The organism is Pseudomonas sp. TMW22089, from assembly GCF_022496645.1.
Lineage (GTDB): Bacteria > Pseudomonadota > Gammaproteobacteria > Pseudomonadales > Pseudomonadaceae > Aquipseudomonas > Aquipseudomonas paraversuta.
The window spans coordinates 18,367-39,617 of sequence record NZ_SCFG01000032.1 but is presented as its reverse complement, the minus strand read 5'-3'; the positions used below and the strand labels follow the sequence as shown (position 1 = coordinate 39,617).

Sequence of the window (21,251 nt, the reverse complement as noted above, 5' to 3'; positions counted from 1 at the left end):
ATTACATCGAGATGTTTTACAACCCAAAACGACGCCACAGTTTCAACAATCAGCTGTCACCGGTAGAGTTTGAAAAGCGTTACGCAGCGAGCCTGGAGAGTGTCTAGGAAACCCGGGGCGATTCAAAGTCACCACATTGGTGGTTTCAAAGAGGAATCTCGAGGTGTCGAGTTTTTTAGTCGAAACTTCAAATTTCCGGTTGTAAATGTAGGTGATGTCATCCGGGCTTTTGATTTTGTAGTACACATAGATGGCATCTTCCTTGGGCGAAATGGTGATATCGCCTGCGCCGGACCATCTGCCAGTGCTGTATTCCACATTGTTGAAATAAACAGAGGCGTAACACGGCGCTCTGGGAATGTCCTTGTAAATAATCCAGGCATGGCGCGCACTCAGGCAGCCAAAAACCAGCAGGGACAACAGGCCTGCACCGACTAGGTTTTTTTGCCAACGTTCTGGTAATTGGTGCATATGGCCTCTCCTTTACTTTCAGGCTTTTCGCAACTGATCACCAACTGTGACAATGGCTTTCTGATGTAATAACTGGTGCCTGAAAACAGCAGGCCGGGGTCAAAAGGTTTCATGTGTTCTGCAATGTCATCTCTGGATATTGTCTCGCTGGACTCGACATACAGCGTATGGCCGTTCTCGCTCCAGATGGCTTTCCAGCCTTCAAGTTCCGGAGGGCCGCTGAGCACTAGCCAGGCATAAACCACTGGCATCAACAGCCCGCCAAGCACGACGGCATAGCCCGCAATGATTCTGAAGAAGTTACGGGGTTGTGGAACGGGTGCCGGGATCACAAGAGTCTGAGCGTTTGAGGGCTCGGGCGCCTTCAGTAAAGTCGGTGCGCTTGATTGCGCGGGGTGTTGAACGGGGGTGTTTTCAGTAACGGGTTCGATCTGCACACTGTCGTCATGGGGTTCGCGTTGACTGCTCAGGGTGACAGAGCACAGCAGAAGCACCCCTCTTCTGGGCAGGGTTTTTATGGCGTGGCGGGGCAATCCGATGGCCGAGAAGTGCGTCCGTAATGTATGCAGGGTCTTGTAATAACTGCCATCCGAGACCACGAGACCGCGCTCGCCCCACACCCGGCTGATAAGTAATTCCTTGTCTGATATGCCATCTATCAGTGCGAGCAAAAAGTCGCTTTCGTTACTGCCTAACTGTACGGTTTTTTCGTCCCTGGTGAGTTGCATCAACTCTGGATCATACAAGCAAGCAGGCTCCATCCCGCGTTGCGCTGATTCAGCGTCTGTTTGTTTCACCTGTTTTGTTCCTTGTGTCACTTAAGCCTGGCCGCGTGCACCTGGATTATGACGGTTTAGCGTTGTGCACTTGAAGACGTCAGTGTTAATGACCGAGACACTATTCATTCTTTTTCAGGGAAGCGCGACTCCTGGAGCCGCGCCGGTTGATCAGGCTTCTTTGGTCAGGGTGGGCATCAGCCCGTTGCGCAGATCATTGCCGCTCGGTTGCTGATAGATGCTCAGGCCGAATTCGGGCATGACTGACAGCAGATAGTCAAAGATATCGCCCTGGATTTGTTCATAGTCGCTCCACACCGTCGTGCGGGTAAAGCAGTACACCTCCAGCGGTACGCCCTGGGCCGTGGGCTGCAACTGACGCACCATGCAGGTCATGTTTGGCTGGATTTCGGGATGGCTTTTGAGATAAGCCAGCGCATAGGCGCGGAAGGTCCCGATATTGGTCATGCGTCGACGATTGGCTGACAGAGCGGCCACATTGCCCTGTGCTTCGTTCCAGCTTTTGAGTTCGGCCTGCTTGCGATGCAGGTAGTCGCTCAGCAGGCGTACCTGCTCCAGACGTTGTTCCTGTTCGTCAGTCAGAAAACCGATATTGCCGGCATCGATAAACAGACTTCGCTTGATTCGGCGTCCGCCGGACTGCTGCATGCCGCGCCAGTTCTTGAACGACTCGGACATCAGGCGCCAGGTTGGAATCGAGACGATGGTCTTGTCGAAGTTCTGCACTTTGACGGTGTGCAGGGTGATGTCGATCACGTCGCCATCGGCGCCGACCTGGGGCATTTCGATCCAGTCACCGACCCGCAGCAAGTCGTTGCTGGTCAATTGCACACTGGCCACGAAAGACAACAGGGTGTCCTTGTAGACCAGCAAGATGACCGCAGACATCGCGCCCAGGCCCGAAAGCAGCAGCATCGGCGATCGGTCGATCAGGGTTGCGACAATGATGATGGCGGAAAACACATACAGCAGCATTTTAGTCAGCTGGATGTAGCCCTTGATTGGGCGGGTCTTGGCGTAGTTGGTACGCGAATAGATATCGAGCAGGGCATCCAGCAGCGCGCTGATGACACGGGTCAGCACAAAGATGGTGATGGCCAGCGCCAGGTTGCCGAGGAAGTGGCGACCGGTTTCGCTCATCTCCGGTATCAGGTTGCGGCCGAACTGCACCATCAGCGAGGGCGTCAGTTGCGCCACGCGGTGGAACACCTTGTGCTGGCGCAGGTCGCTGATCCAGTGCAGGGCAGGCTGGCGGCCAAGGATCTTGGTGATGCGCAGAATAATGATGCGTGCAACGTGCCCGGCCAGCAGGGCGATACTTACCAGCACGATCAGGCCGAGGATGGTCGATACCCAGGGATGTTGGTCCAGGTTGGCGTAAAGATCCTGAATTTGGGTCCAGAGTGTTTGAGTTTCCATAAGTTAAAGCGTTACCCCAAGAAGAAATATCCCTGGGATTAGAGCACTTCAGAGCGATTTAAGGGCTCTCGTTGGACTAAAGACCCTAAAAAATCATTTGTTTCATGCCGTTTGTACAAAGAAACTCGGCCTTGGCGCTCGAAACGGTTAATCTATGCCGCTGATTTTTTGTATTTCTTCGAGGTAGCACCCGTGTTTTCCGATTTCGCCCTGCACGAACGCCTGCTTAAAGCTGTGGCCGAGCTTAAATTTGTCGAGCCTACGCCTGTGCAAGCAGCGGCTATCCCGCTCGCGCTCGAAGGGCGTGACCTGCGGGTTACAGCTCAAACCGGGAGTGGCAAAACCGCTGCTTTCGTTCTGCCGATCCTTAATCGCCTGATTGGTCCAGCGAAAATCCGCGTGAGCATCAAAGCGCTGATTTTGCTGCCGACCCGCGAGCTGGCACAGCAAACGCTGAAAGAAGTTGAGCGCTTTTCCCAGTTCACGTTCATCAAGTCCGGTCTGATAACCGGTGGTGAAGACTTCAAGGTGCAGGCTGCCATGCTGCGCAAGGTGCCGGACATCCTGATCGGTACTCCGGGTCGCCTGCTCGAGCAATTGAATGCCGGCAACCTCGACTTGAAAGAAGTTGAAGTGCTGGTGCTCGACGAAGCCGACCGCATGCTCGACATGGGCTTCTCCGAAGACGTTCAGCGTCTGGTGGATGAGTGCCCGAACCGTCAGCAAACCATGCTGTTCTCGGCCACCACCGGTGGTTCCGGTCTGCGCGAGATGATTGGCAAGGTTCTGAACAATGCCGAGCATTTGCAGCTCAACCAGGTCAGCCAGCTGAACGCCACTACGCGTCAGCAAGTCATTACCGCTGATCACAACCAGCACAAAGAACAAATCGTTAACTGGCTGCTGGCCAACGAGACTTACCAAAAAGCCATTATCTTCACCAATACCCGTGCCATGGCTGACCGTATCTACGGTCGCCTGGTGGCTCAGGATTACAAGGCGTTCGTCTTGCACGGTGAGAAAGACCAGAAGGATCGCAAGCTGGCGATCGATCGCCTGAAGCAGGGCGGGGTCAAGATTCTGGTGGCCACCGATGTGGCGGCCCGTGGTTTGGACGTTGACGGCCTGGACATGGTGATCAACTTCGACATGCCACGTAGCGGCGACGAATACGTCCACCGTATTGGCCGTACCGGCCGTGCGGGCAATGATGGTCTGGCGATCTCGCTGATCTGCCACGGCGACTGGAACCTGATGTCCAGCGTTGAGCGTTACCTGAAGCAAAGCTTCGAGCGCCGCACCATCAAGGAAGTCAAAGGCACCTACGGCGGACCGAAAAACGTCAAGGCCTCGGGCAAAGCCGTTGGCGTGAAGAAGAAAAAGACCGACGCCAAGGGCGTCAAGAAGAAGACCGGAGCCAAGGCGCCGACCAAGCGTAAAATCGCTAACCGCCCCAAGACCGACGCCCTGTCGCTGGTCAGCAAGGACGGTATGGCACCGCTCAAGCGTCGCAAGCCAGAAGCCCCGGCCGCTGAATAAAGCCCAGGCGTAACCTCAAAAAACCCGGCCCAGGCCGGGTTTTTTTGTGCTGGCAGGTGCAAGGTTTGCTCGCGATGGCATCTTTATGCTGTTTCGTCAGTGCCCGGTCACCGGTCGGCCATAAAGCTGAACGTCCACTCGCTGCGCCGGTCACTACAGATGAGGGCTCATTTCATCGAACCGTACGGAGCGAAAAGCTGATGACTACCTACAACTGGCCACTGATCGAACGTCTGCTGCATGAAGTGCAAAATAGCGCCGGTGAAAATTTTGCGCCGCGTGCCTATGCCGAACAGCTCGCGGCTGCTCAAGCTGCCGCCGGGCAACCGATTGGCAATCTGGATGATCTGAAGATGCAAGCTGCCGATTATGAAGCCTTGCTGCTAAAGCGCGGCTTTATCGAAACGCGTCCGGAAGATGAGGGTGGCAATGGCGAGAACTTCATCCTGACCCCGCGAGGCGCCAGCCTGCTAAGCCTGATCGACAGCAGTATCCCGGGCAACAGCCATCCGCTGCAGGTACTGGACGAGCAAGAAGATGCGCTGGATCCGGACACCTTTGATGGCGTGGCAGCCAAGGTTCAAATTGCCTGATTCGGCGTTGTGCCAGCCAGTATCAGTAAAATGTCCGTTCGGCCTTGAACGTCAGCAACCCGTCGCACTGGCTGTTTTGCCCGGAGTATGCCGAGCATTCGCCGCCATCGAGACTAGAGTCGCTATAGATCAGGTTCAGGTCGATGCCCATCCAGGGGCGCGAGAACTTCACTGACCAGTCATTGAAGGCGTGGATACTGCTGCCATCGGCAATGGATACCGGTGTACCCAGTTGGTGGGTGGTGTATTTCAAGCTGATGCCGATGCCAAAAGGCTGGTTGACGCCGAGGTCGGCAAACAGGGTGCTGTCCTTGCGGTCCGGATCGTTACTGAACGCTGCGCCAAAACGGGTGCCCAGAATCGTGAGGCCGGCAAAAATCTGCTGGCTGTCGAGCTCGTTGAGTTTGGGATAGCTGTAGTGAATCATCCCCAACTCGTAGCTCAGGGTCTGGTCGAAAGGATGTTTGTAGCCCAGGTAGGAATCAACTTCGAGGTTGCTGCCAGGCTTGATGCCCATGGTCGGTGCCCATTGCCCTGCATACCAGCCGCTGTCATGGCTCAGGTCCAGGCCGCCATGGAAGGTCGAGCCGGAGCTGGTGGGCTTGACCAGGCCCTGGGCCATGGTGCGACTTGGCTGGGTGGCCAGCTTGAGGTCAAAGTCGCCCAGCTCCCGGGAAAATACCTGTGCATTGGCCATGGTGCTGACCAGTAATGTGCCGGCCAGCAGTAACGCCTGTGTCAGCATGGTTCACTCCCTGATGGCTGGAAGGCTTGATCTAGAGGCTTTAGAGGATACGGATGAATGCCGGCGATTGATTGCCGTTCGTCTATTTTTGCTGGGGGTTCTGGATCAGACGGCTGCAGCGGGGGTTGTTTCGATAGTCCTAGCGCTTTGGAAGGCAAAGCGCCTGAGGACCAGATGACGCGAGGGGTATTACTTTTTGCCGAGCGTGATTTGCTTGGAGGGGCCAAAAGTCTGGCCGCTGACGCCTTTGTTGATTTGCTGAATCTCGCCGCCGGATTTCAAGAATGCTTCAATTTGCGCATTGATTGAATCACTGGTTTCAACAGCGGGAGCTGGCTTTGCTTTGCTGGCGGATGCTTTTACACGCATGGCGGCTATTGACCTGTAGAAAATAACTTGGCCAGCGATAGTACCTGAAATGCTTGACAATTGCTTGTTAAATATCTTCCTAAAATAATAAGCGGTGGTATTGATCAATCTGATTGAAGCTCTAATAGTTCCCTAACTCGCTGTTTTAATTCACTACATCAGGGTTTTAGAAACTGAGCGGGGCGCAGGGCGCGCGCGGGGCAGCCGCCTACAGGCTGACGAGTGGCACCCCCGCAGAGGAAAAAAAACCTGATAAATCATGCCTGTCACAGATTTTTTGCCTGCCGGGCCGCGGCGCTCCAATTCGCACACCTAAACTCGGGTAGAATGCCGCCCACGTAATGAGGGTATTGAACATGGCTTTAATCGGTCGCTACAACAGTTTGCAAGTGGTTAAACACACCAACTTTGGTTTGTATCTGGACGGCGGGGCGGACGGCGAAATCCTGTTGCCCAACCGTTATATTCCCAAAGATATTCCAAGTGAAGACGAAGACTGGCTCAACGTCTTTGTTTATTTGGACAGTGCTGACAAGTTAATTGCCACCACGGAAAAACCAAAAGTTCAGGTTGGCGAGTTTGCCAGTCTTAAAGTGGTTGAAGTTAACAGCATCGGTGTTTTCCTCGATTGGGGTCTGCCGAAAGATTTGCTGTTGCCGTATTCCGAAGAAAAACGCCAGATGACCGCTGGCGAATACGTCGTGGTACACGTCTACCTCGACAAGCACACGCGCCGTATCACTGCCACTGCGCGTCTGGACCGCTACCTGGACAAAACCCCGCCGAACTATCAGGTGGGGCAGGAAGTTGACCTGTTGGTGGCCGAAGCCACGGACATGGGCTTCAAAGCCGTGATCAACAACAAGCAGTGGGGCTTGATCCACAAGAACGAAATCTTCAAGTTCATGCGGGCCGGCAAGCAAGAAAAAGGCTACATCAAGGAAATTCGGGCTGACGGCAAGATCAGCCTGAGCCTGCAGCCGGTCGGGCAAGAAGCTGCCAGCAGCCTTAACTCGAAGATCCTCAGCAAGTTGCGCGATAACAACGGTGTGTTGCCGGTCAGCGACAAGAGTGCACCGGAAGCGATCAGCAACCTGTTTGGCGTCAGCAAGGGCAACTTCAAAAAAGCCATTGGCGCGTTGTACAAGGAAGGCAAAATTGCGATTCACCCGGACCGCATCGAACTGATCTGATCCAGCACAAGGGGCCGCGACATGAGGAGAGTTGTATGGGCGTTTGCCGGTGCGTTATTGGCTTTTCTGGTGCTCGACGGCCTTTGGCTGGGCGTGCTCATGAGCTCTACCTATAAGGAGCTTTTGGGCCCGCTGATGCTGGCGCAGCCGAAGTGGGGGCCTGCTGTTGCGTTCTACCTGCTGTACGTGGCGGGCCTGGTGTTCTTTGTCGTGCTGCCGGCCCTGGGCCGGGGCAGTGCGCTCAGGGCCGCGCTGAGCGGTGCCTTCTTCGGCCTGGTGGCTTATGGCACCTATGACATGAGCAACTGGGCGACCCTGCAGGGCTGGTCTGCGCAACTGGCCTTGATGGATATGGCATGGGGCGGGTTACTGACCTGTCTTGCTTCGCTGTCGGGTTATTGGGTGGCCCGCAAGCTGGCGACTTGAGCCTGGTCGGTAAAACCTGAACAATGAGTTTTTTGATCTTTCCCGGGCGTGGTTTTTTCAGGTGGTGCTATGAGTGTTACGCGGCGAGCAACGGATGCTTTCGCACTGCAAGTCATGTTGGGCCTGTGCCTAATCTGGGGTGTACAACAGGTCGTGATCAAAACGGCAGCACCTGACATCGCGCCCGTGATGCAGGCCGCGGCACGTTCAGGCATTGCGGCGCTGCTGGTGGGTCTGCTGATCTGCTGGAAGGGCGGGTGGGACCAGGTTCCATCCACCTGGCGCGGCGGATTACTGGCGGGCAGCCTGTTCGGGCTCGAGTTCTTCTTTATTGCCGAAGGCCTGCAACTGACCAGCGCCGCACATATGTCGGTGTTTCTCTATACCGCGCCCATCTTCACTGCGCTGGGAATTAACTGGTTATTGCCAAGCGAGCGTTTGCGGCCGCTGCAGTGGCTGGGTATTTTCCTCGCGTTTCTGGGCATCGCTTTTTCCTTTGCCGGCGGGATTTCATTTGCCGACATGGATCGCAACATGTTGCTGGGCGACGCCTACGGTATTTTGGCGGGCATGGCCTGGGGCGCGACCACGGTAGTGGTGCGTGGCTCCCGGTTATCCGAGGCGCCGGTCACGCTGACCCTGTTCTACCAGCTGATTGTCGGCTTTGTGGGGCTGCTGGTGATTGCCGCCGCCAGCGGACAGATCAGCCATGTCAGCCTTACCGGCGTGGCGGTGGCCAGCGTTCTGTTCCAGGGGCTGGTGGTGTCGTTCTTCAGCTACCTGGTGTGGTTCTGGCTGCTCAAGCGCTACATGGCCTCCAATCTGGCTGTGTTCTCGTTTATGACGCCCTTGTTCGGAGTCACGTTCGGGGTGCTGATTCTGGGCGAGCCCTTGAGCTTCAACTTCGTGGTGGGCGCAGTGCTGGTGCTGCTCGGCATCACCTTTGTCAGCGCGGAGCAGTGGATGCGTCGCAGGCTGCGGGCACTGCTGGGACACTGACCGAGCGCCAGGCCAGCATTGCGGCCAGCATCAGTCCGCTGGCAGCGATGAGTAGCGCGGGGTGCAGGGTTCCACTGAAATGGCTGCTGAGCGCGGCCAGCAATGGCCCGGCTAGTTGTCCCACGGCAAAGCAGGCCGTCAGCAAGGCTGCATTACGCTGCGTTGCGTGCGGAGCGAGCTCCCTGGAGCGTTGCATGACCAGCGGCATGCAGGCTAAAAACGGCGTTCCGCACAGGATTACCCCCAGCGCCAGGCCGGTACTGCTCGGCAGCAGGCACGCCAGCACCCCCAGTGCTTGTATCCCTAGCCCGCCCATCAACCAGTAGCCCGTGGTACCGGGTGTGGGGCGGCGCAAACTGATCAGCACGACACCAATGGCTGCGCACAATCCAAAGGCGGGCCAGAACAAGTCTGCTTGCCATTGCCCGTGAAATTGGGCACTGGCCATCTGTGACAGGAATGTCGCCGGGATGATATAGCCCAGGCCATACAGCCCATAAATCGCTCCCAGGCGGCCAATTCCGGGCTGGCGGGTGTCTGGCTGCGAGATGTGCGTTGCAGCCGGCAGGGTGGCCGGTTGCGGCAGTATCGGCAGGATCGCCAGCACCATGATCAGTGCCGCAGCGGCGTAAATCAGCCAGAGCGTGGCCGAGTTTTGTCCCCAAAGATTTGCAGCCAGAGCCAGCAAGCCTGTGAGCAGGACACCCACCCCGGGGCCAGCAAAGACCAGTGCCCCCAGGCGTGGGCGATTGGCGGTCACGGCCAGGTGCTGGCTGAGGGATGTGATCATCACCATGACCCAGGCGCTGGCAATCCCTGTGCCGAAGCGCAACAGCAGATGCGGCCAGAAGCCCTGGGCCAGGACTGAAATCAGGGTCAGCACTACGCACAGCCATAGCCCGGCATGCAGGCGGCGCTGCACCTGGTCCGGACGTTTGGCGCGGATGGCGTCCAGTGCCCCGAGCAAATACCCCAGATAGTTGGCGGCCGCGATCAGGCCGGCGCCGGTCAGGTCAATCTGGCCCTCGCTGATCAGGTGCGGCAGTTGTGGGGTCAGGGAAAAGCGGCCAATACCCATGGCCATGATGAGCGCGATAAAGCTGGCGAGCAGGCGAATGAAGGGCGACATGCAGCTGTTTCCTCAAGAGAAGGCATTGACCGTCAGGCTAGAGGAGATTGACTTTCCTTAAAAATGAATAATAGTGACCTACTTGTTCTGTTTTGGAGAATGGCGTGGAGTTCAGTCAATTACGGATTTTTCAGGCCGTGGCCGAAGAAGGTTCCATCACCCGTGCGGCTGAGCGTCTGCACCGTGTGCCCTCCAATCTGTCGACGCGACTCAAGCAACTGGAAGAGCAGATGGGGGTCGAATTGTTTATGCGCGAGCGCCAGCGCCTGCAGTTGTCTCCGGCGGGCAAGGTGCTGCTCGATTACGCTGCGCGCCTGTTTGCCCTGCACGATGAAGCGTTGAGTGCGGTACAGGGCGGGGTGCCCTGCGGCAAATTTACCCTGGGGACGATGTACAGCACGGCGGCAACTCATTTGCCGCGCATGCTGGCGCATTATCACCGTACCTACCCGGCAGTGAACCTGCACGTGCAGTCGGCTCCCAGTGGCGAATTGCTGGAAGGGTTATTGACCGGGCGTCTGGATGCAGCGCTGGTGGACGGCCCGCTGGAGCTGGCCGGGCTGGACGGTATCGAATTTTGCGATGAGAGTCTGGTGTTGATCAGCGATCTGGATCATCCGCCTGTTACCCGGGCCCGGGATGTACAGGGGCGCGAAGTCTTTACCTTTCGCCAGGGTTGTTCTTATCGGGCCCGGCTTGAGGCCTGGTACGCAAGCGACCGTGCGGCCATGGGGCGAGTGATGGAAATCGAATCCTATCAGGGGATGTTGGCGTGCGTAGTGGCGGGCTCGGGTGTGGCCTTGATGCCGGCATCGATGCTGGCCAGCTTGCCGGGGCATGAAAATGTCGGCGTACACCCCTTGAAACAACCTTTTGCCAGTACCACAACATGGTTGATGTGGCGAAAAGGCATGACCGGCGCCAACCTGAATGCGTGGATCGCGCTGCAACAGGCATAGAGGCCGCCGAACGATGTTATTTCGACGAAGTTAAAGGCGTCGGCTTAAATTAGAAATGTGCTCGATTAGCCTAAAGTTCATGGGTCTTAAGCAAGCATCTTGTAGGAGTTAGGACTATTATCTGTATGAAGCGACAACAGAATTCCAGTCGCCAGAGTGACCCCAAGGGGGATATATGAAAGACAAACTGCAAACATGGCTTCATGACGTCGGTGTTGCGCTGGGTCTGATCGAGCCGCCACTGCAACCCGTACCGATCCCTGTCGAGGATCCGCGTCGCCGGCCACAGCGTCGTCGCTAAGGCTGCGATTACGCGTTTGCGCAGGCGTTCATGCGTTGTACTGATCCTTGGCTGCAAGGCGGCCAGGGTGCTGTTGCGAAAAAAGGGGTACGGCCCGCGTACCCCCTTCAATAAAACCTCAATCAGATAGCGCTGGCCAATGTGGCAGGGCGTCTATCCAGCAGGCTTACCAGCACAAAGCTGACCAGGGCTACAGCCAGACTGTAGTAAATCGGCGTGTTGGCTTCCAGACCATCCTTGAACATAAACACCAGTGCGGTGACAAAACCCAGGCTCATGCTGGAGATTGCCCCGGCAGTGGTGGCGCGTTTCCAGAAAATTGCCCCGATCAATGGCACCAGCATGCCGCCAACCAGCAGGTTGTAGGCAAGGGTCAGGGCGCTGATCACATCGTTTACCACCAGGGCGATGGCCAGCACCGCAAACCCGGTCAACAGAGTGAACAGACGATTGATGTTGAGGCTCGATTGCTTGCCACCGCGCAGCTTGGGCAGCAGGTCCTCGGTCAGTACGGTCGAGGCGGCCAGCAGGCCCGCGCTGGCGGTCGACATCATGGCCGCCAGTGCCGCTGCAATCACCAGTCCGCGAATGCCGTCCGGCAGCGAAACCTTAACGATGGCCGCGAAAGCGTTGTTGACGTTGTCCAGGTCCGGGATCAGTACATGGGCGGCCATGCCGATCAGGGCGCAAGTCAGGCCGTAAAGGATGCAATAGAAGCCCGCAAACGTACCGGCATACTTGGCCACCTTGGCGGTTTTGGCGGTAAAAACCCGTTGCCAGATGTCCTGGCCGATCAGGATGCCGAAAAAGTAAATCATGAAGTAAGTGATGATCGTGTCCCAGCCGATGCTGGTAAAGCTGAAGTTCGAGGCAGGCAATTTGCTCACCAGTTCATCCCAGCCGCCGACACGGTACAGGCAGATCGGTAGCAGGACGAACATCAGGCCGACGGTCTTGATCACAAATTGCACGATATCGGTCAGGGTCAACGACCACATGCCGCCAATGGTGGAATACACCACCACCACGCCACCGCCCAGCAGCACTGAAATCCAGAATGGCAGGTCGAACAGCACTTCAAGAACGGTGCCTATGGCCAGAATCGAGGTCACACCAATCATGAGCGCGTAGGCCAGCATGATCACTGCGCTGGCCTGGCGGGCCATGGGGTTGTAACGCTTTTCCAGCACCTGGGTCACGGTGAAGATTTTCAGCTTGAGCAGCGGCTTGGCCAGGAACAGGTTGAGCGCGATGATCCCGCAGCCCAGTGCGGCGCACAGCCAGAAACCGGAAATGCCGTGTACATAGCCCAGGCGCACGGTGCCGACGGTGGAGGCACCGCCGAGTACGGTTGCAGCCATGGTGCCCATATACAGGGTCGGGCCCAGGTTACGGCCGGCCACCAGGTAATCTTCGTGGGTTTTTGCCTTGCGCATGCCGTAGTAACCCAGCACCAGCATTGCTGCTGCGTAGATCAGGACGACCAGTAGATCTAAAGCCATGATGGCGAGTCTCCAATTATTTTTTTTATGGGGCGGTCAGGCGGTTTGAGGTAATGCGGTGTTAACGGCTGCGATCTTGGGCTTGCTGCGTGGGTCGAGGGGGCCGAACACTGAAGCCGGCTCCGGGAACAGGCTGAGCAGGGCCAGATACACCAGCGACGCAAGTCCCAGGGTGACCGGCAGGCTGATATCAATGCCTTCGGCCAGATTGCCCAGCGGTCCCACGAACTGGCCCGGCAGGTTGACGAAGCACAAGCCCACCAGCGCACTGGGAATCCAGGCACCCAGACCGCGCCAGTTCCAGCCGCGGGTGAACCAGTAGCGGCCGCCGCTTTCGCCACGGGTGAACACTTGCAAGTCATCCGGGCAATAGAAACCGCGACGTTTGATCAGGCCAATGATCATGATCACCATCCACGGGGTGGTACAGGTGATGATGAGGACGGCGAAGGTCGAGACGCTTTGCACCAGATTTGCCGCGAAACGTCCGATAAAGATGAAGGCGATCGACATGACCCCTATCAGCAATGTCGCCTTTACCCGTGACAACACGCGTGGGAACACGCTGGACAGGTCCAGGCCGGTGCCATACAGCGAAGTAGTCCCGGTGGACATGCCGCCGATCAGCGCAATCAGGCACACCGGCAGGAAAAACCAGCTCGGGGAAACGGCCAGCAGACCGCCGACATAGTTGTTGGCCGCGATATAGTCCGGTGCTTTGCTCGCCACTATGGTTGCAGTGGCCAGGCCGAACAGAAATGGGATCAGGGTTGCAATCTGAGCGGCAATCACCGCCAGCATGATCCGGCGTTTGGGGGTGGCGCGGGGGATGTAGCGTGACCAGTCGCCGAGGAATGCGCCAAAGGAAATCGGATTGCTCATTGCCACCAGCGCAGCGCCGATAAAGGCCGCCCAGAACCCGGTCTGACCGAGTGCGACGCTGCCGGCGAACTGGCTGTCGAATGCCGGGGCAAAAGCGAAGACCCCCAGCAGGAACAACAGGCTGGCGGCCCACACTGCAATGCGGTTGACCCACAACATGAAGCGGAAGCCGTAGATGCAAACCGTCAGCACCAGAATCGCGAACACGCCGTAGGCCAGGCCCAGGCTGAGGTCGGTTTCCGGAACCCCGATCATGCGCTTGGCGCCGCCGATCAACGCATCGCCGGAGCTCCAGACTGACAATGAGAAGAAGGCGATGGCGGTCAGCAGCGACAGGAACGAGCCGACAATCCGCCCGTGCACACCGAAATGCGCACCGGAAGATACGGCGTTGCTGGTGCCATTGAGCGGGCCGAACAAGCCCATGGGCGCCAGAATCAGCGAGCCCAGCAACACGCCGAGCACAATCGCCCAGGCCCCGGCCTGAAACGACAAGCCGAACAGTACGGGAAAACTGCCCAGCACGGCGGTGGCAAAGGTGTTAGCGCCGCCGAAGATCAGGCGAAACAAATCGCCGGGTCTGGCGCTGCGTTCATGGTCCGGAATCTGCTCGACGCCGTGGGTTTCTATTTGACGCACATTATTTTGCTTGTTTTTATTATTCATGATCAGCTCCGGTCACATTGGCTAAGGGGGCGGCAGCCCTTCCGGCATAGCGGATAAATGTTCGTGACAGGCCAGCCACAGGCCTTGTTGTTCTTGTGTGCGGGATCCTTGCCTCTTGAAGACAATGGTCTCGCGTTCCTGGCTAAAAAATTGCTCCCCTTGCATGCGCAGCTCGGTGGCCACGTCATGCACAAAGACCGCCACGTCACCTTGCAGGCTGACAAAGGCATTGCTCGAGATGCATGAAAGCACCTCGAATCCTTCCTCCAGGCGCCAGCTGTCCCACAACGCCTGATAGGCATCGCGACTCAGAAGTGGTTGGGCCAGGGTATAAAAAACGAAGCTGGCATCGGCGCTGAACGCGCCGAAATAGGCTTCGCGATCATTGCGCGCAAAAGCCGAAACCAGGTCGGCTGCGGCACGCAAAACCTCATCGCGTTGGCTCATGGTCAACCCTCAGCGGTGCACGACGCCGGGCATTACGCAGAGCATTTCGTAGAGCAGGTTAGCCCCCAGCAATGAGGTATTACCGGTTGTATCGTAAGGCGGCGAGACTTCTACCAGATCTCCGCCCACCAGGTCGAGACCCTGGCAACCACGAATGATCTCCATCGCCTGAATGGTGGTCAGGCCGCCGATTTCCGGGGTGCCGGTGCCGGGTGCCCAGGCAGGATCGATGCCGTCGATGTCAAAGCTCAGGTACACCGGACCGTTGCCGACTTTTTCGCGGACTTCGGCCATCAGTGGTGCCAGGGATTTGTGCCAGCACTCTTCGGCCTGTACTACACGAAAGCCCTGGGTGCGGCACCAGTTGAAGTCTTCTGCGGTGTAACCCTGGGCGCGCAGACCGATCTGCACCACCCGGTCACAGTCCAGCAGGCCTTCTTCCACGGCGCGGCGGAAGGTGGTGCCGTGGGCGATTTTCTCGCCGAACATGTGGTCGTTAACATCGGCGTGGGCATCGATGTGGACCAGTCCGACCTTGCCGTGCTTTTTATGAATCGCCCGCAGAATGGGCAGGGTGATGGTGTGATCTCCGCCCATGGTCAGCGGGATGACGTCGTGTTCAAGAATCTCGTCGTAGGCTTCTTCGATGATGCGCACCGAATCCAGCAGATTGAAGGTGTTGATTGCCACGTCACCGATATCGGCCACCGATAGCGAGTCGAACGGTGCGGCGCCGGTGGCCATGTTGTAAGGGCGGATCATCACCGATTCGGCACGGATTTCGCGAGGTCCGAAACGGGTGCCGGGGCGCAGCGAGGTACCGATGTCCAGGGGGACGCCGATAAATGCGACGTCCAGGCCTTTGGCCGATTGCAGGTGGGGCAGGCGCAACATGGTGGCTATGCCGCCAAAGCGCGGCATGTCGTTGCCGCCCAATGGTTGATGAAGAATTTTGTCCACGGCAGAGGCCTCGTTGTTTGTTATGGGTATGGCGAGGGATTCTGCGAAAGGAGGCAGGCGGGAAGAATCCCTATGGGCAAATACTTAGTTCATGTTTTTCTAAACTAACGCCGGGGCTCGGGGTAGAATTTGCTTCGTCAAACATGGGGGACTGATGTGGGAGCCGGCTTGCCGGCGATGCAGACAACCGGTTTTTAGAGGTGTGAGGTAATGCTGTCGCCGGCAAGCCGGTTGTTGCAGGTTGAGTGCGATTTTTGTTCCGCCTAATCATGTGAGTTTTTCATGGCCAACGCTTTACCTGATCTAAAACTATTGCGAATTTTTACCAGCGTGGTCAGGCACCAGGGGTTTGCCAATGCCCAGCAGGCACTCAACCTGTCTACCTCGGCCATCAGTACCTACATGAGCCAGCTCGAATCCAATCTGGGGCTGGTGCTGTGTCATCGCGGTCGCGGCGGGTTCAGCCTCACCAGCAAGGGCGAGTTGTTCCATCAGGAAACATTGCGCCTGCTGGGCGAGCTGGAGGGGTTTGAGCAATATGCCGCAGCGCTCAAGGGTGAGTTGCGCGGCACCCTGAATCTGGGGGTGATCGACTCCACGGTCAGCGATAAAGCGCTGCCTTTTGCCCAGGCCATTGGCGACTACAGCCAGGAGCACCCGGCGGTGCACCTGCACCTGTCAGTGATGAGCCCGTATGAATTACAGCTCGGGGTACAGGACAACCGCCTGGATCTGGCCATCGGGGCGTTCTCGACGCGCATGAGCGGTCTGGTCTATCAGCCGTTGTATCGCGAGCAGCACTGGCTGTATTGCAGCACGCGGCATCCTTTGTTCGCTGAGCGACGTATTCCTGAGCCGGTCATTACTCAGCAACGCATGGTCGGTCGCGGATACTGGAGTCAGGCCGAGTTGGCGCGCCACGGCTTCAAGCACAGCGCGGCGACAGTCGACAGCATGGAAGCGCAGCTGATTCTGGTGTTGTCGGGCGCCTATATCGGCTATTTGCCGGAACACTACGCCGAGCCCTGGGTGGAGAAGGGGGATTTGCGTGTGTTGTTGCCGGCGACCTTTGGTTATCAGGCTCCGTTTTCGATGATCGTGCGCCGTGGTCGCAGCCGCGAGCCGTTGATTCAAACATTCCGCGACCTGCTCAAAGCGCAGCTTAATCAACCCTGAACGAGATTTTATTGTCATGTCCCGAGCCCAATGCCCTCGCTGCTTGCGCCCGCAAACCCATTGCCTGTGCGCCTTGATCCCGCAGCTGGACAGCCGTACCCGGGTGCTGCTGTTACAGCATCCGAGCGAGGTCGGCCATGCGCTCAATACGGCGCGCTTGGCGGATCTTGGTCTGCTTAACGCTGAGCTGCGGGTAGGGGAGGTCTTTGAGGATCTGGCCACTTTGCTCAATCCTCCGGGATATCAGGCGCGGTTGTTGTTCCCGGGAGAAGATGCGCAACTGATCGGCACTGCCAGGCCGTCTGATGCAAGCCTGCCATGGCTGCTGGTGGTGCCGGACGGTACGTGGCGCAAGGCGCGCAAGCTGCTGCATCTGAACCCGTTGCTGGCGCAACTGCCCAGGGTCACGCTGCCTGAAGGCGCGGTATCGCGCTACCGATTGCGCAAGGCTCCCGGGCCGGGGGCGTTGTCGACCCTGGAAGCGATAGTGCAGGCGCTGGAGATCCTGGAGGCACCGACCTCGTTTGCGCCTTTATTGCGCCCGTTTGAAGCGCTGATTGAGGGCCAGATCGAGGCGATGGGCGCGGACACCTATCAGCGTAACCATGGCGATAAAACCGTATAAAAACCGTAGGTGCGATCTGTTCTGTCAAAACGGCAATAGCTCGCTCCTACAGGTGTTGGGTGTGTCTCAGGGTTTTTCGAGGGTTTTCTGGCGCAGGATGTAAATGCTCACCAGCACGGCACTGGTCAGCATAAAGCCCCGGGCCCAGGGTAAAGGCACCAGATAGCAGGACAAGCCAATACTCAGCCACATCAGGCCAATGGCGTAGACCTTGCCCTTGAGCGGGATGCCGTTGCCATCAAGATAGTCGCGGATCCATGGCCCGAGCCGTGGGTGCTCGACCAGCCATTGATAAAAGCGCGGCGAACTGCGGGCGAAACAGGCAGCAGCCAACAGCAGGAAGGGGGTGGTGGGTAACACCGGCAGGAAGATACCGATAACCCCCAGCGCTACGCTCAGCCAGCCGATGGCAAACAGTGCGTAGCGCAGCAACCGCGAACGGTTGCCGACAGGGGGCTGAATCACTGAATCAGTGGTGGCGAGGCTTGAGGATCGCCGGTTTTTCGTCTGGTGCATTGCACAGCAGGTACAAAGCAGTCAGCGCTTCGGGAATCTGCACGATCATGTCGTCCATCAGGTTGGCATCCTGGGCGATGTCTGCAAACTCCGGCTGATCATCGAACAGGCCGGAACCCACCATGATTGGCAGCAGCATTTCGCTGACTTCTTCTTCGGCGGTTTCGAACCAGGCCGCTTCACGGGTAAACACGCCTTCCATAAAACCGATGCACCAGCCGCGCAGGTCGGAATCATCAGGCTCGTCGCCCAGATCCAGATCGCAAGGCAGTTCGAATTCTTCGTCGGAAGCCAGCTGGCGCGCGATGTGGGCCTTGAGTTGAATCAGGGTGGCTTCGATCTCGGCACGCTGGGCGTCGTCTTTGTAGTGCGGCGCTTCTTCAGAGAAGATGGCGTCAATCCATTCGCGCTCAGGTACTGCTTCGGAGCAGATGGAAAGGGCTGTCAGAAAACCGTGGGTGGCCACGTAGTCCAGCGCCTCGTCATGCAGCTCGTCGGCGTCGAGGAAGACTTGCAGGCGGGTTAGTTGCTCAGCGAAGGACATTGAAGGACTACCTAGAAAATAAACAATAACGAATTCTAGGCTTTCTTGAGCGTACAGGCCAGTCGCAGGGCACATTTGGCCTCACTTCCCGGTGATCGGTAGTGCAATCACAGCGCCCTGCGGGGGGGAGTGCTCGGGTATACTGCCGCGTTTTGTGATGCCCTGCAGTGAATGCAGCGGATCCCGCGCCCTGCGCCCGAGCTGTCGAATCAGCTTGAGGCCGCGCCGGATGCCGCTTGTGCAGGGGTGTTTCGGCGATTTCTGGAGTTTTTATGCTCGAACAGGCTCAACGCGTACTCAAGGACATCTTCGGCTACGACAGTTTCCGTGGCCGTCAGGGTGACATTATTGAGCGCGTGGCCAGTGGTGGCGACGCTTTGGTGCTGATGCCTACCGGCGGCGGCAAATCCTTGTGTTTCCAGGTTCCGGCGCTCCTGCGCGATGGCCTGGCGGTGGTGGTGTCGCCATTGATCGCATTGATGGACGATCAGGTGGCAACCCTTGAAGAGCTCGGGGTGGCGGCAGCGGCCTTGAACTCGACGCTGAATGCCGAGCAACAGCGTGACCTGGCGAACCGGATCAAGCGCGGTGAAATAAAAATGCTCTACCTGGCACCTGAACGCCTGGTACAGCCGCGCATGATGGCGTTTTTGCAGAGCCTGGACATCGCCCTGTTTGCCATCGACGAAGCGCATTGCGTGTCCCAGTGGGGCCACGACTTCCGTCCCGAATACCTGCAGCTGGGCCAGCTGGCCGAAGTGTTTCCCAATGTGCCGCGGATTGCCCTGACTGCCACGGCGGACAAGCGCACCCGCGAAGAAATCGTTACCCGTCTGCACTTGCAGAACGCCGAGCGGTTTTTGTCGAGTTTCGACCGCCCCAACATTTTTTACCGCATCGTGCCTAAAGAGCAGCCGCGCAAGCAGTTGCTGGCTTTCCTTTCCGAACGCCGCAGCGATGCGGGCATCGTCTATTGCCTGTCGCGCAAAAAAGTCGATGAAGTGGCGCAGTTCCTGTGTGATCAGGGTTTCCCGGCACTGCCGTATCACGCCGGCCTGCCCAGCGAGACGCGTGCAGCCAACCAGAAGCGCTTTCTCAATGAGGAGGGGCTGATCATGGTGGCGACCATTGCGTTCGGTATGGGGATCGACAAATCCAACGTGCGCTTTGTCGCGCATCTGGATTTGCCCAAGTCCCTTGAGGCGTATTACCAGGAAACCGGCCGGGCCGGGCGCGATGGCTTGCCCGCCGACGCCTGGATGGCCTACGGCCTGCAAGACGTGGTGATGCTCAAGCAAATGCTGCAAAACTCCGAGGGAGATGAGCGGCACAAGCGTCTGGAACATCACAAGCTCGATGCCATGTTGTCTTTGTGTGAAGAAACCCGCTGCCGCCGGCAGACCTTGCTCGCCTATTTCGACGAAGACATGCCGCAACCCTGTGGGCACTGCGACAACTGTGTGGATGGCGTGCAAACCTGGGATGCCACCGAGCCTGCGCGCCAGGCGCTGTCGGCGATTTATCGCACGGGTCAGCGCTATGGCACAGGTCATTTGATCGATGTGTTGCTGGGCCGCGAAAACGAAAAAATCCGCAGCATGGGTCATCAGCATTTGTCGGTATTCGGTGTCGGCAAAGCCCGTGCTGAAGGCGAGTGGCGCACACTGTTCCGGCAATTGGTGGCCCGTGGTCTGGCCGATATTGATATCGAAGGCTACGGCGGTTTGCGATTAAGCGACAGCTGCCGGCCGTTGTTGCGCGGCGAAGTGACTTTGGAACTGCGCCGCGAGCTCAAGCCGCAAACCACGGTCAAGAGTAGTTCCGCCAGCCCGGCCAGCCAACTGGTGCGTGGCGAAGAGCGCGAGCAGTGGGAGGCCCTGCGGGCCTTGCGGCGCAAACTGGCCGAAGAGCACGGGGTGCCGCCTTACGTCATCTTCCCCGACTCGACCCTGCTGGAAATGTTGCGCAGCCAGCCCACCTCGTTGTCCGAGATGGCAGCAGTCAGCGGCGTAGGTGCACGCAAGCTGGAGCGCTACGGCGAGGCCTTCCTCGAGGTTCTGGGCGGGCAGGCCGAAACCCCGAAAGTGGTGGCCGACATCCGTCACGAGCTGATCAGCCTGGCCCGCGCCGGCATGACGCCATTGCAGATTTCCGGGCAGCTGCAATGTTCTGAAAAAAACGTTTATACGATGCTGGCTGAAGCAATCGGCCGTCAGGAATTGTCCCTTGAGCAGGCTTTGGACTTGCCCGAGGAGCTGATGGGCGAAGTGCAGGACGCGTTCCTGGATGGTGAGGGCGAGCTGCCAAGTGTGGCCAGCATTGCCGAGCAGTTCAAAGGCCGGGTACCTGAAGGCGTGCTGTATTGCGTGCGTGCGGCACTGCAGGCCGAGTTCGAAATGTAGTGCTGGTTATTGATATGTAACGAATTGATTGACTTATAGGTCTTGCCTATGTGCAAGCTCCATGCTTAGCTGGCTAACAATTAGGTTCACTCTTTTTCAGTCTAACCATTGAGTTTTTTATGCCTTTAACCGATCAACACCGCTTTGGCATGCAGTTGGCCCAAATGTCCCGTGGCTGGCGTGCCGAGCTGGATCGTCGTCTTGCTGGCCTTGGTTTGTCGCAAGCACGTTGGCTGGTGCTGTTGCACCTGGCACGTTTTGAAAATGTGCCTACCCAGCGCGAACTGGCCCAGAGTGTCGGGGTTGAAGGGCCGACCCTGGCCCGCTTGCTTGACAGTCTTGAAGCTCAGGGGCTTGTGCAGCGTCATGCTGTGGCCGAAGACCGGCGCGCCAAGAAAATTGTATTGAGCGATACCGCCCGGCCATTGATCGCCCAGATCGAAGCCATTGCCACTGCGTTGCGCCAGGAACTGTTTGTGGGCGTTGACGAAGAAGAGCAGCGCATCTGCATGCGTGTTCACCAGCGCATTCTGGATAACCTCGAAAAACACTGATCACAACCCTGCAGGAGCGAGCTTGCTCGCGAGTTCT

23 protein-coding genes are annotated in these 21,251 nt (G+C 57.7%); 11 read left to right on the top strand and 12 right to left on the bottom strand.

What is annotated here, in order from left to right:
- Positions 1 to 42 precede the first annotated feature (42 nt).
- From EQV90_RS20255 to EQV90_RS20245, 3 genes are all read right to left on the bottom strand, one after another.
- Positions 43 to 471, bottom strand: coding sequence for a hypothetical protein (locus EQV90_RS20255; RefSeq protein WP_240878585.1), 429 nt, complete (start codon positions 469 to 471; stop codon positions 43 to 45).
- Entirely contained in the window at positions 435 to 1,268 is an 834-nt protein-coding gene (locus EQV90_RS20250; protein WP_240878584.1) for a DNA-binding protein, read from the bottom strand. The genes EQV90_RS20255 and EQV90_RS20250 overlap by 37 nt, the downstream gene beginning before the upstream one ends.
- Before the next feature lie 150 nt (positions 1,269 to 1,418).
- Entirely contained in the window at positions 1,419 to 2,687 is a 1,269-nt protein-coding gene (locus EQV90_RS20245; protein WP_240878583.1) for a mechanosensitive ion channel family protein, read from the bottom strand.
- A 192-nt stretch (positions 2,688 to 2,879) separates the two neighbouring features.
- On the opposite strand from EQV90_RS20245, the gene EQV90_RS20240 reads away from it, so the two are divergent.
- Together EQV90_RS20240 and EQV90_RS20235 are read left to right on the top strand one after the other, a co-directional pair.
- Positions 2,880 to 4,226 carry a DEAD/DEAH box helicase gene (locus EQV90_RS20240; RefSeq protein WP_003441684.1) on the top strand — a complete coding sequence of 449 codons (1,347 nt, stop codon included), beginning with the start codon at positions 2,880 to 2,882 and terminating at the stop codon, positions 4,224 to 4,226.
- Positions 4,227 to 4,426: 200 nt separating this feature from the next.
- Positions 4,427 to 4,819 carry a hypothetical protein gene (locus tag EQV90_RS20235; RefSeq protein ID WP_003441686.1) on the top strand — a complete coding sequence of 131 codons (393 nt, stop codon included), beginning with the start codon at positions 4,427 to 4,429 and terminating at the stop codon, positions 4,817 to 4,819.
- A 22-nt stretch (positions 4,820 to 4,841) separates the two neighbouring features.
- On the opposite strand, the gene EQV90_RS20230 is transcribed toward EQV90_RS20235, so the two are convergent.
- Both EQV90_RS20230 and EQV90_RS20225 read right to left on the bottom strand, forming a co-directional pair.
- Entirely contained in the window at positions 4,842 to 5,564 is a 723-nt protein-coding gene (locus EQV90_RS20230) for a TorF family putative porin (RefSeq protein ID WP_003441688.1), read from the bottom strand.
- A gap of 189 nt (positions 5,565 to 5,753) precedes the next feature.
- Positions 5,754 to 5,933, bottom strand: coding sequence for a hypothetical protein (locus EQV90_RS20225; RefSeq protein ID WP_003441690.1), 180 nt, complete (start codon positions 5,931 to 5,933; stop codon positions 5,754 to 5,756).
- 356 nt (positions 5,934 to 6,289) lie between these two features.
- Here EQV90_RS20225 and EQV90_RS20220 point away from each other — a divergent pair, with 356 nt between their 5' ends.
- From EQV90_RS20220 to EQV90_RS20210, 3 genes are all read left to right on the top strand, one after another.
- Entirely contained in the window at positions 6,290 to 7,126 is an 837-nt protein-coding gene (locus tag EQV90_RS20220) for a S1-like domain-containing RNA-binding protein (RefSeq protein ID WP_240878582.1), read from the top strand.
- Between the two features lie 21 nt (positions 7,127 to 7,147).
- Positions 7,148 to 7,552 carry a DUF2177 family protein gene (locus EQV90_RS20215; RefSeq protein ID WP_240878581.1) on the top strand — a complete coding sequence of 135 codons (405 nt, stop codon included), beginning with the start codon at positions 7,148 to 7,150 and terminating at the stop codon, positions 7,550 to 7,552.
- Between the two features lie 69 nt (positions 7,553 to 7,621).
- Positions 7,622 to 8,551, top strand: coding sequence for a DMT family transporter (locus EQV90_RS20210; RefSeq protein WP_003441696.1), 930 nt, complete (start codon positions 7,622 to 7,624; stop codon positions 8,549 to 8,551).
- Here the strand turns inward: EQV90_RS20210 and EQV90_RS20205 are convergent.
- Positions 8,499 to 9,680, bottom strand: a complete 1,182-nt coding sequence (locus tag EQV90_RS20205) for an MFS transporter (RefSeq protein WP_240878580.1) — start codon at positions 9,678 to 9,680, stop codon at positions 8,499 to 8,501. The genes EQV90_RS20210 and EQV90_RS20205 overlap by 53 nt on opposite strands.
- Before the next feature lie 104 nt (positions 9,681 to 9,784).
- Between EQV90_RS20205 and EQV90_RS20200 the strand changes: the two genes are divergently transcribed.
- Complete coding sequence (locus EQV90_RS20200; protein WP_010656459.1) at positions 9,785 to 10,639, top strand: LysR family transcriptional regulator; 855 nt, start codon at positions 9,785 to 9,787, stop codon at positions 10,637 to 10,639.
- 175 nt (positions 10,640 to 10,814) lie between these two features.
- Positions 10,815 to 10,940 carry a PA1414 family protein gene (locus tag EQV90_RS21725; protein ID WP_003441703.1) on the top strand — a complete coding sequence of 42 codons (126 nt, stop codon included), beginning with the start codon at positions 10,815 to 10,817 and terminating at the stop codon, positions 10,938 to 10,940.
- A 122-nt stretch (positions 10,941 to 11,062) separates the two neighbouring features.
- Here EQV90_RS21725 and EQV90_RS20195 read toward each other — a convergent pair whose 3' ends face one another.
- From EQV90_RS20195 to speB, 4 genes are read right to left on the bottom strand one after another with little or no spacing between them, the layout of a single operon-like run.
- A complete protein-coding gene (locus tag EQV90_RS20195) occupies positions 11,063 to 12,442 on the bottom strand; it encodes a sodium:solute symporter (RefSeq protein WP_003441705.1) in 1,380 nt (459 codons plus the stop codon).
- 36 nt (positions 12,443 to 12,478) lie between these two features.
- A complete protein-coding gene (locus EQV90_RS20190; RefSeq protein ID WP_240878579.1) occupies positions 12,479 to 13,990 on the bottom strand; it encodes a cytosine permease in 1,512 nt (503 codons plus the stop codon).
- Positions 13,991 to 14,011: 21 nt separating this feature from the next.
- The gene (locus tag EQV90_RS20185; protein WP_003441709.1) at positions 14,012 to 14,437 is read right to left on the bottom strand and encodes a nuclear transport factor 2 family protein; all 426 of its coding nucleotides are present in this window, start codon (positions 14,435 to 14,437) and stop codon (positions 14,012 to 14,014) included.
- Positions 14,438 to 14,446: 9 nt separating this feature from the next.
- Positions 14,447 to 15,397 carry an agmatinase gene (gene speB / locus EQV90_RS20180; RefSeq protein WP_003441711.1) on the bottom strand — a complete coding sequence of 317 codons (951 nt, stop codon included), beginning with the start codon at positions 15,395 to 15,397 and terminating at the stop codon, positions 14,447 to 14,449.
- 282 nt (positions 15,398 to 15,679) lie between these two features.
- On the opposite strand from speB, the gene EQV90_RS20175 reads away from it, so the two are divergent.
- A complete protein-coding gene (locus tag EQV90_RS20175; RefSeq protein ID WP_003441713.1) occupies positions 15,680 to 16,573 on the top strand; it encodes a LysR family transcriptional regulator in 894 nt (297 codons plus the stop codon).
- 16 nt (positions 16,574 to 16,589) lie between these two features.
- Positions 16,590 to 17,198 (top strand): DTW domain-containing protein, encoded by a 609-nt coding sequence (locus EQV90_RS20170; RefSeq protein ID WP_010656457.1) that lies wholly within the window; start codon positions 16,590 to 16,592, stop codon positions 17,196 to 17,198.
- Between the two features lie 66 nt (positions 17,199 to 17,264).
- Here the strand turns inward: EQV90_RS20170 and EQV90_RS20165 are convergent, their stop codons facing one another.
- Both EQV90_RS20165 and EQV90_RS20160 read right to left on the bottom strand, forming a co-directional pair.
- Entirely contained in the window at positions 17,265 to 17,663 is a 399-nt protein-coding gene (locus EQV90_RS20165; RefSeq protein ID WP_177412973.1) for a YbaN family protein, read from the bottom strand.
- 4 nt (positions 17,664 to 17,667) lie between these two features.
- Entirely contained in the window at positions 17,668 to 18,258 is a 591-nt protein-coding gene (locus EQV90_RS20160; protein WP_003441718.1) for a YecA family protein, read from the bottom strand.
- A gap of 272 nt (positions 18,259 to 18,530) precedes the next feature.
- Here EQV90_RS20160 and recQ point away from each other — a divergent pair, with 272 nt between their 5' ends.
- Together recQ and EQV90_RS20150 are read left to right on the top strand one after the other, a co-directional pair.
- Positions 18,531 to 20,660, top strand: a complete 2,130-nt coding sequence (recQ, locus tag EQV90_RS20155) for a DNA helicase RecQ (RefSeq protein WP_003441720.1) — start codon at positions 18,531 to 18,533, stop codon at positions 20,658 to 20,660.
- 119 nt (positions 20,661 to 20,779) lie between these two features.
- A complete protein-coding gene (locus tag EQV90_RS20150) occupies positions 20,780 to 21,214 on the top strand; it encodes a MarR family transcriptional regulator (RefSeq protein WP_003441722.1) in 435 nt (144 codons plus the stop codon).
- The last annotated feature ends 37 nt before the right edge of the window (positions 21,215 to 21,251 follow it).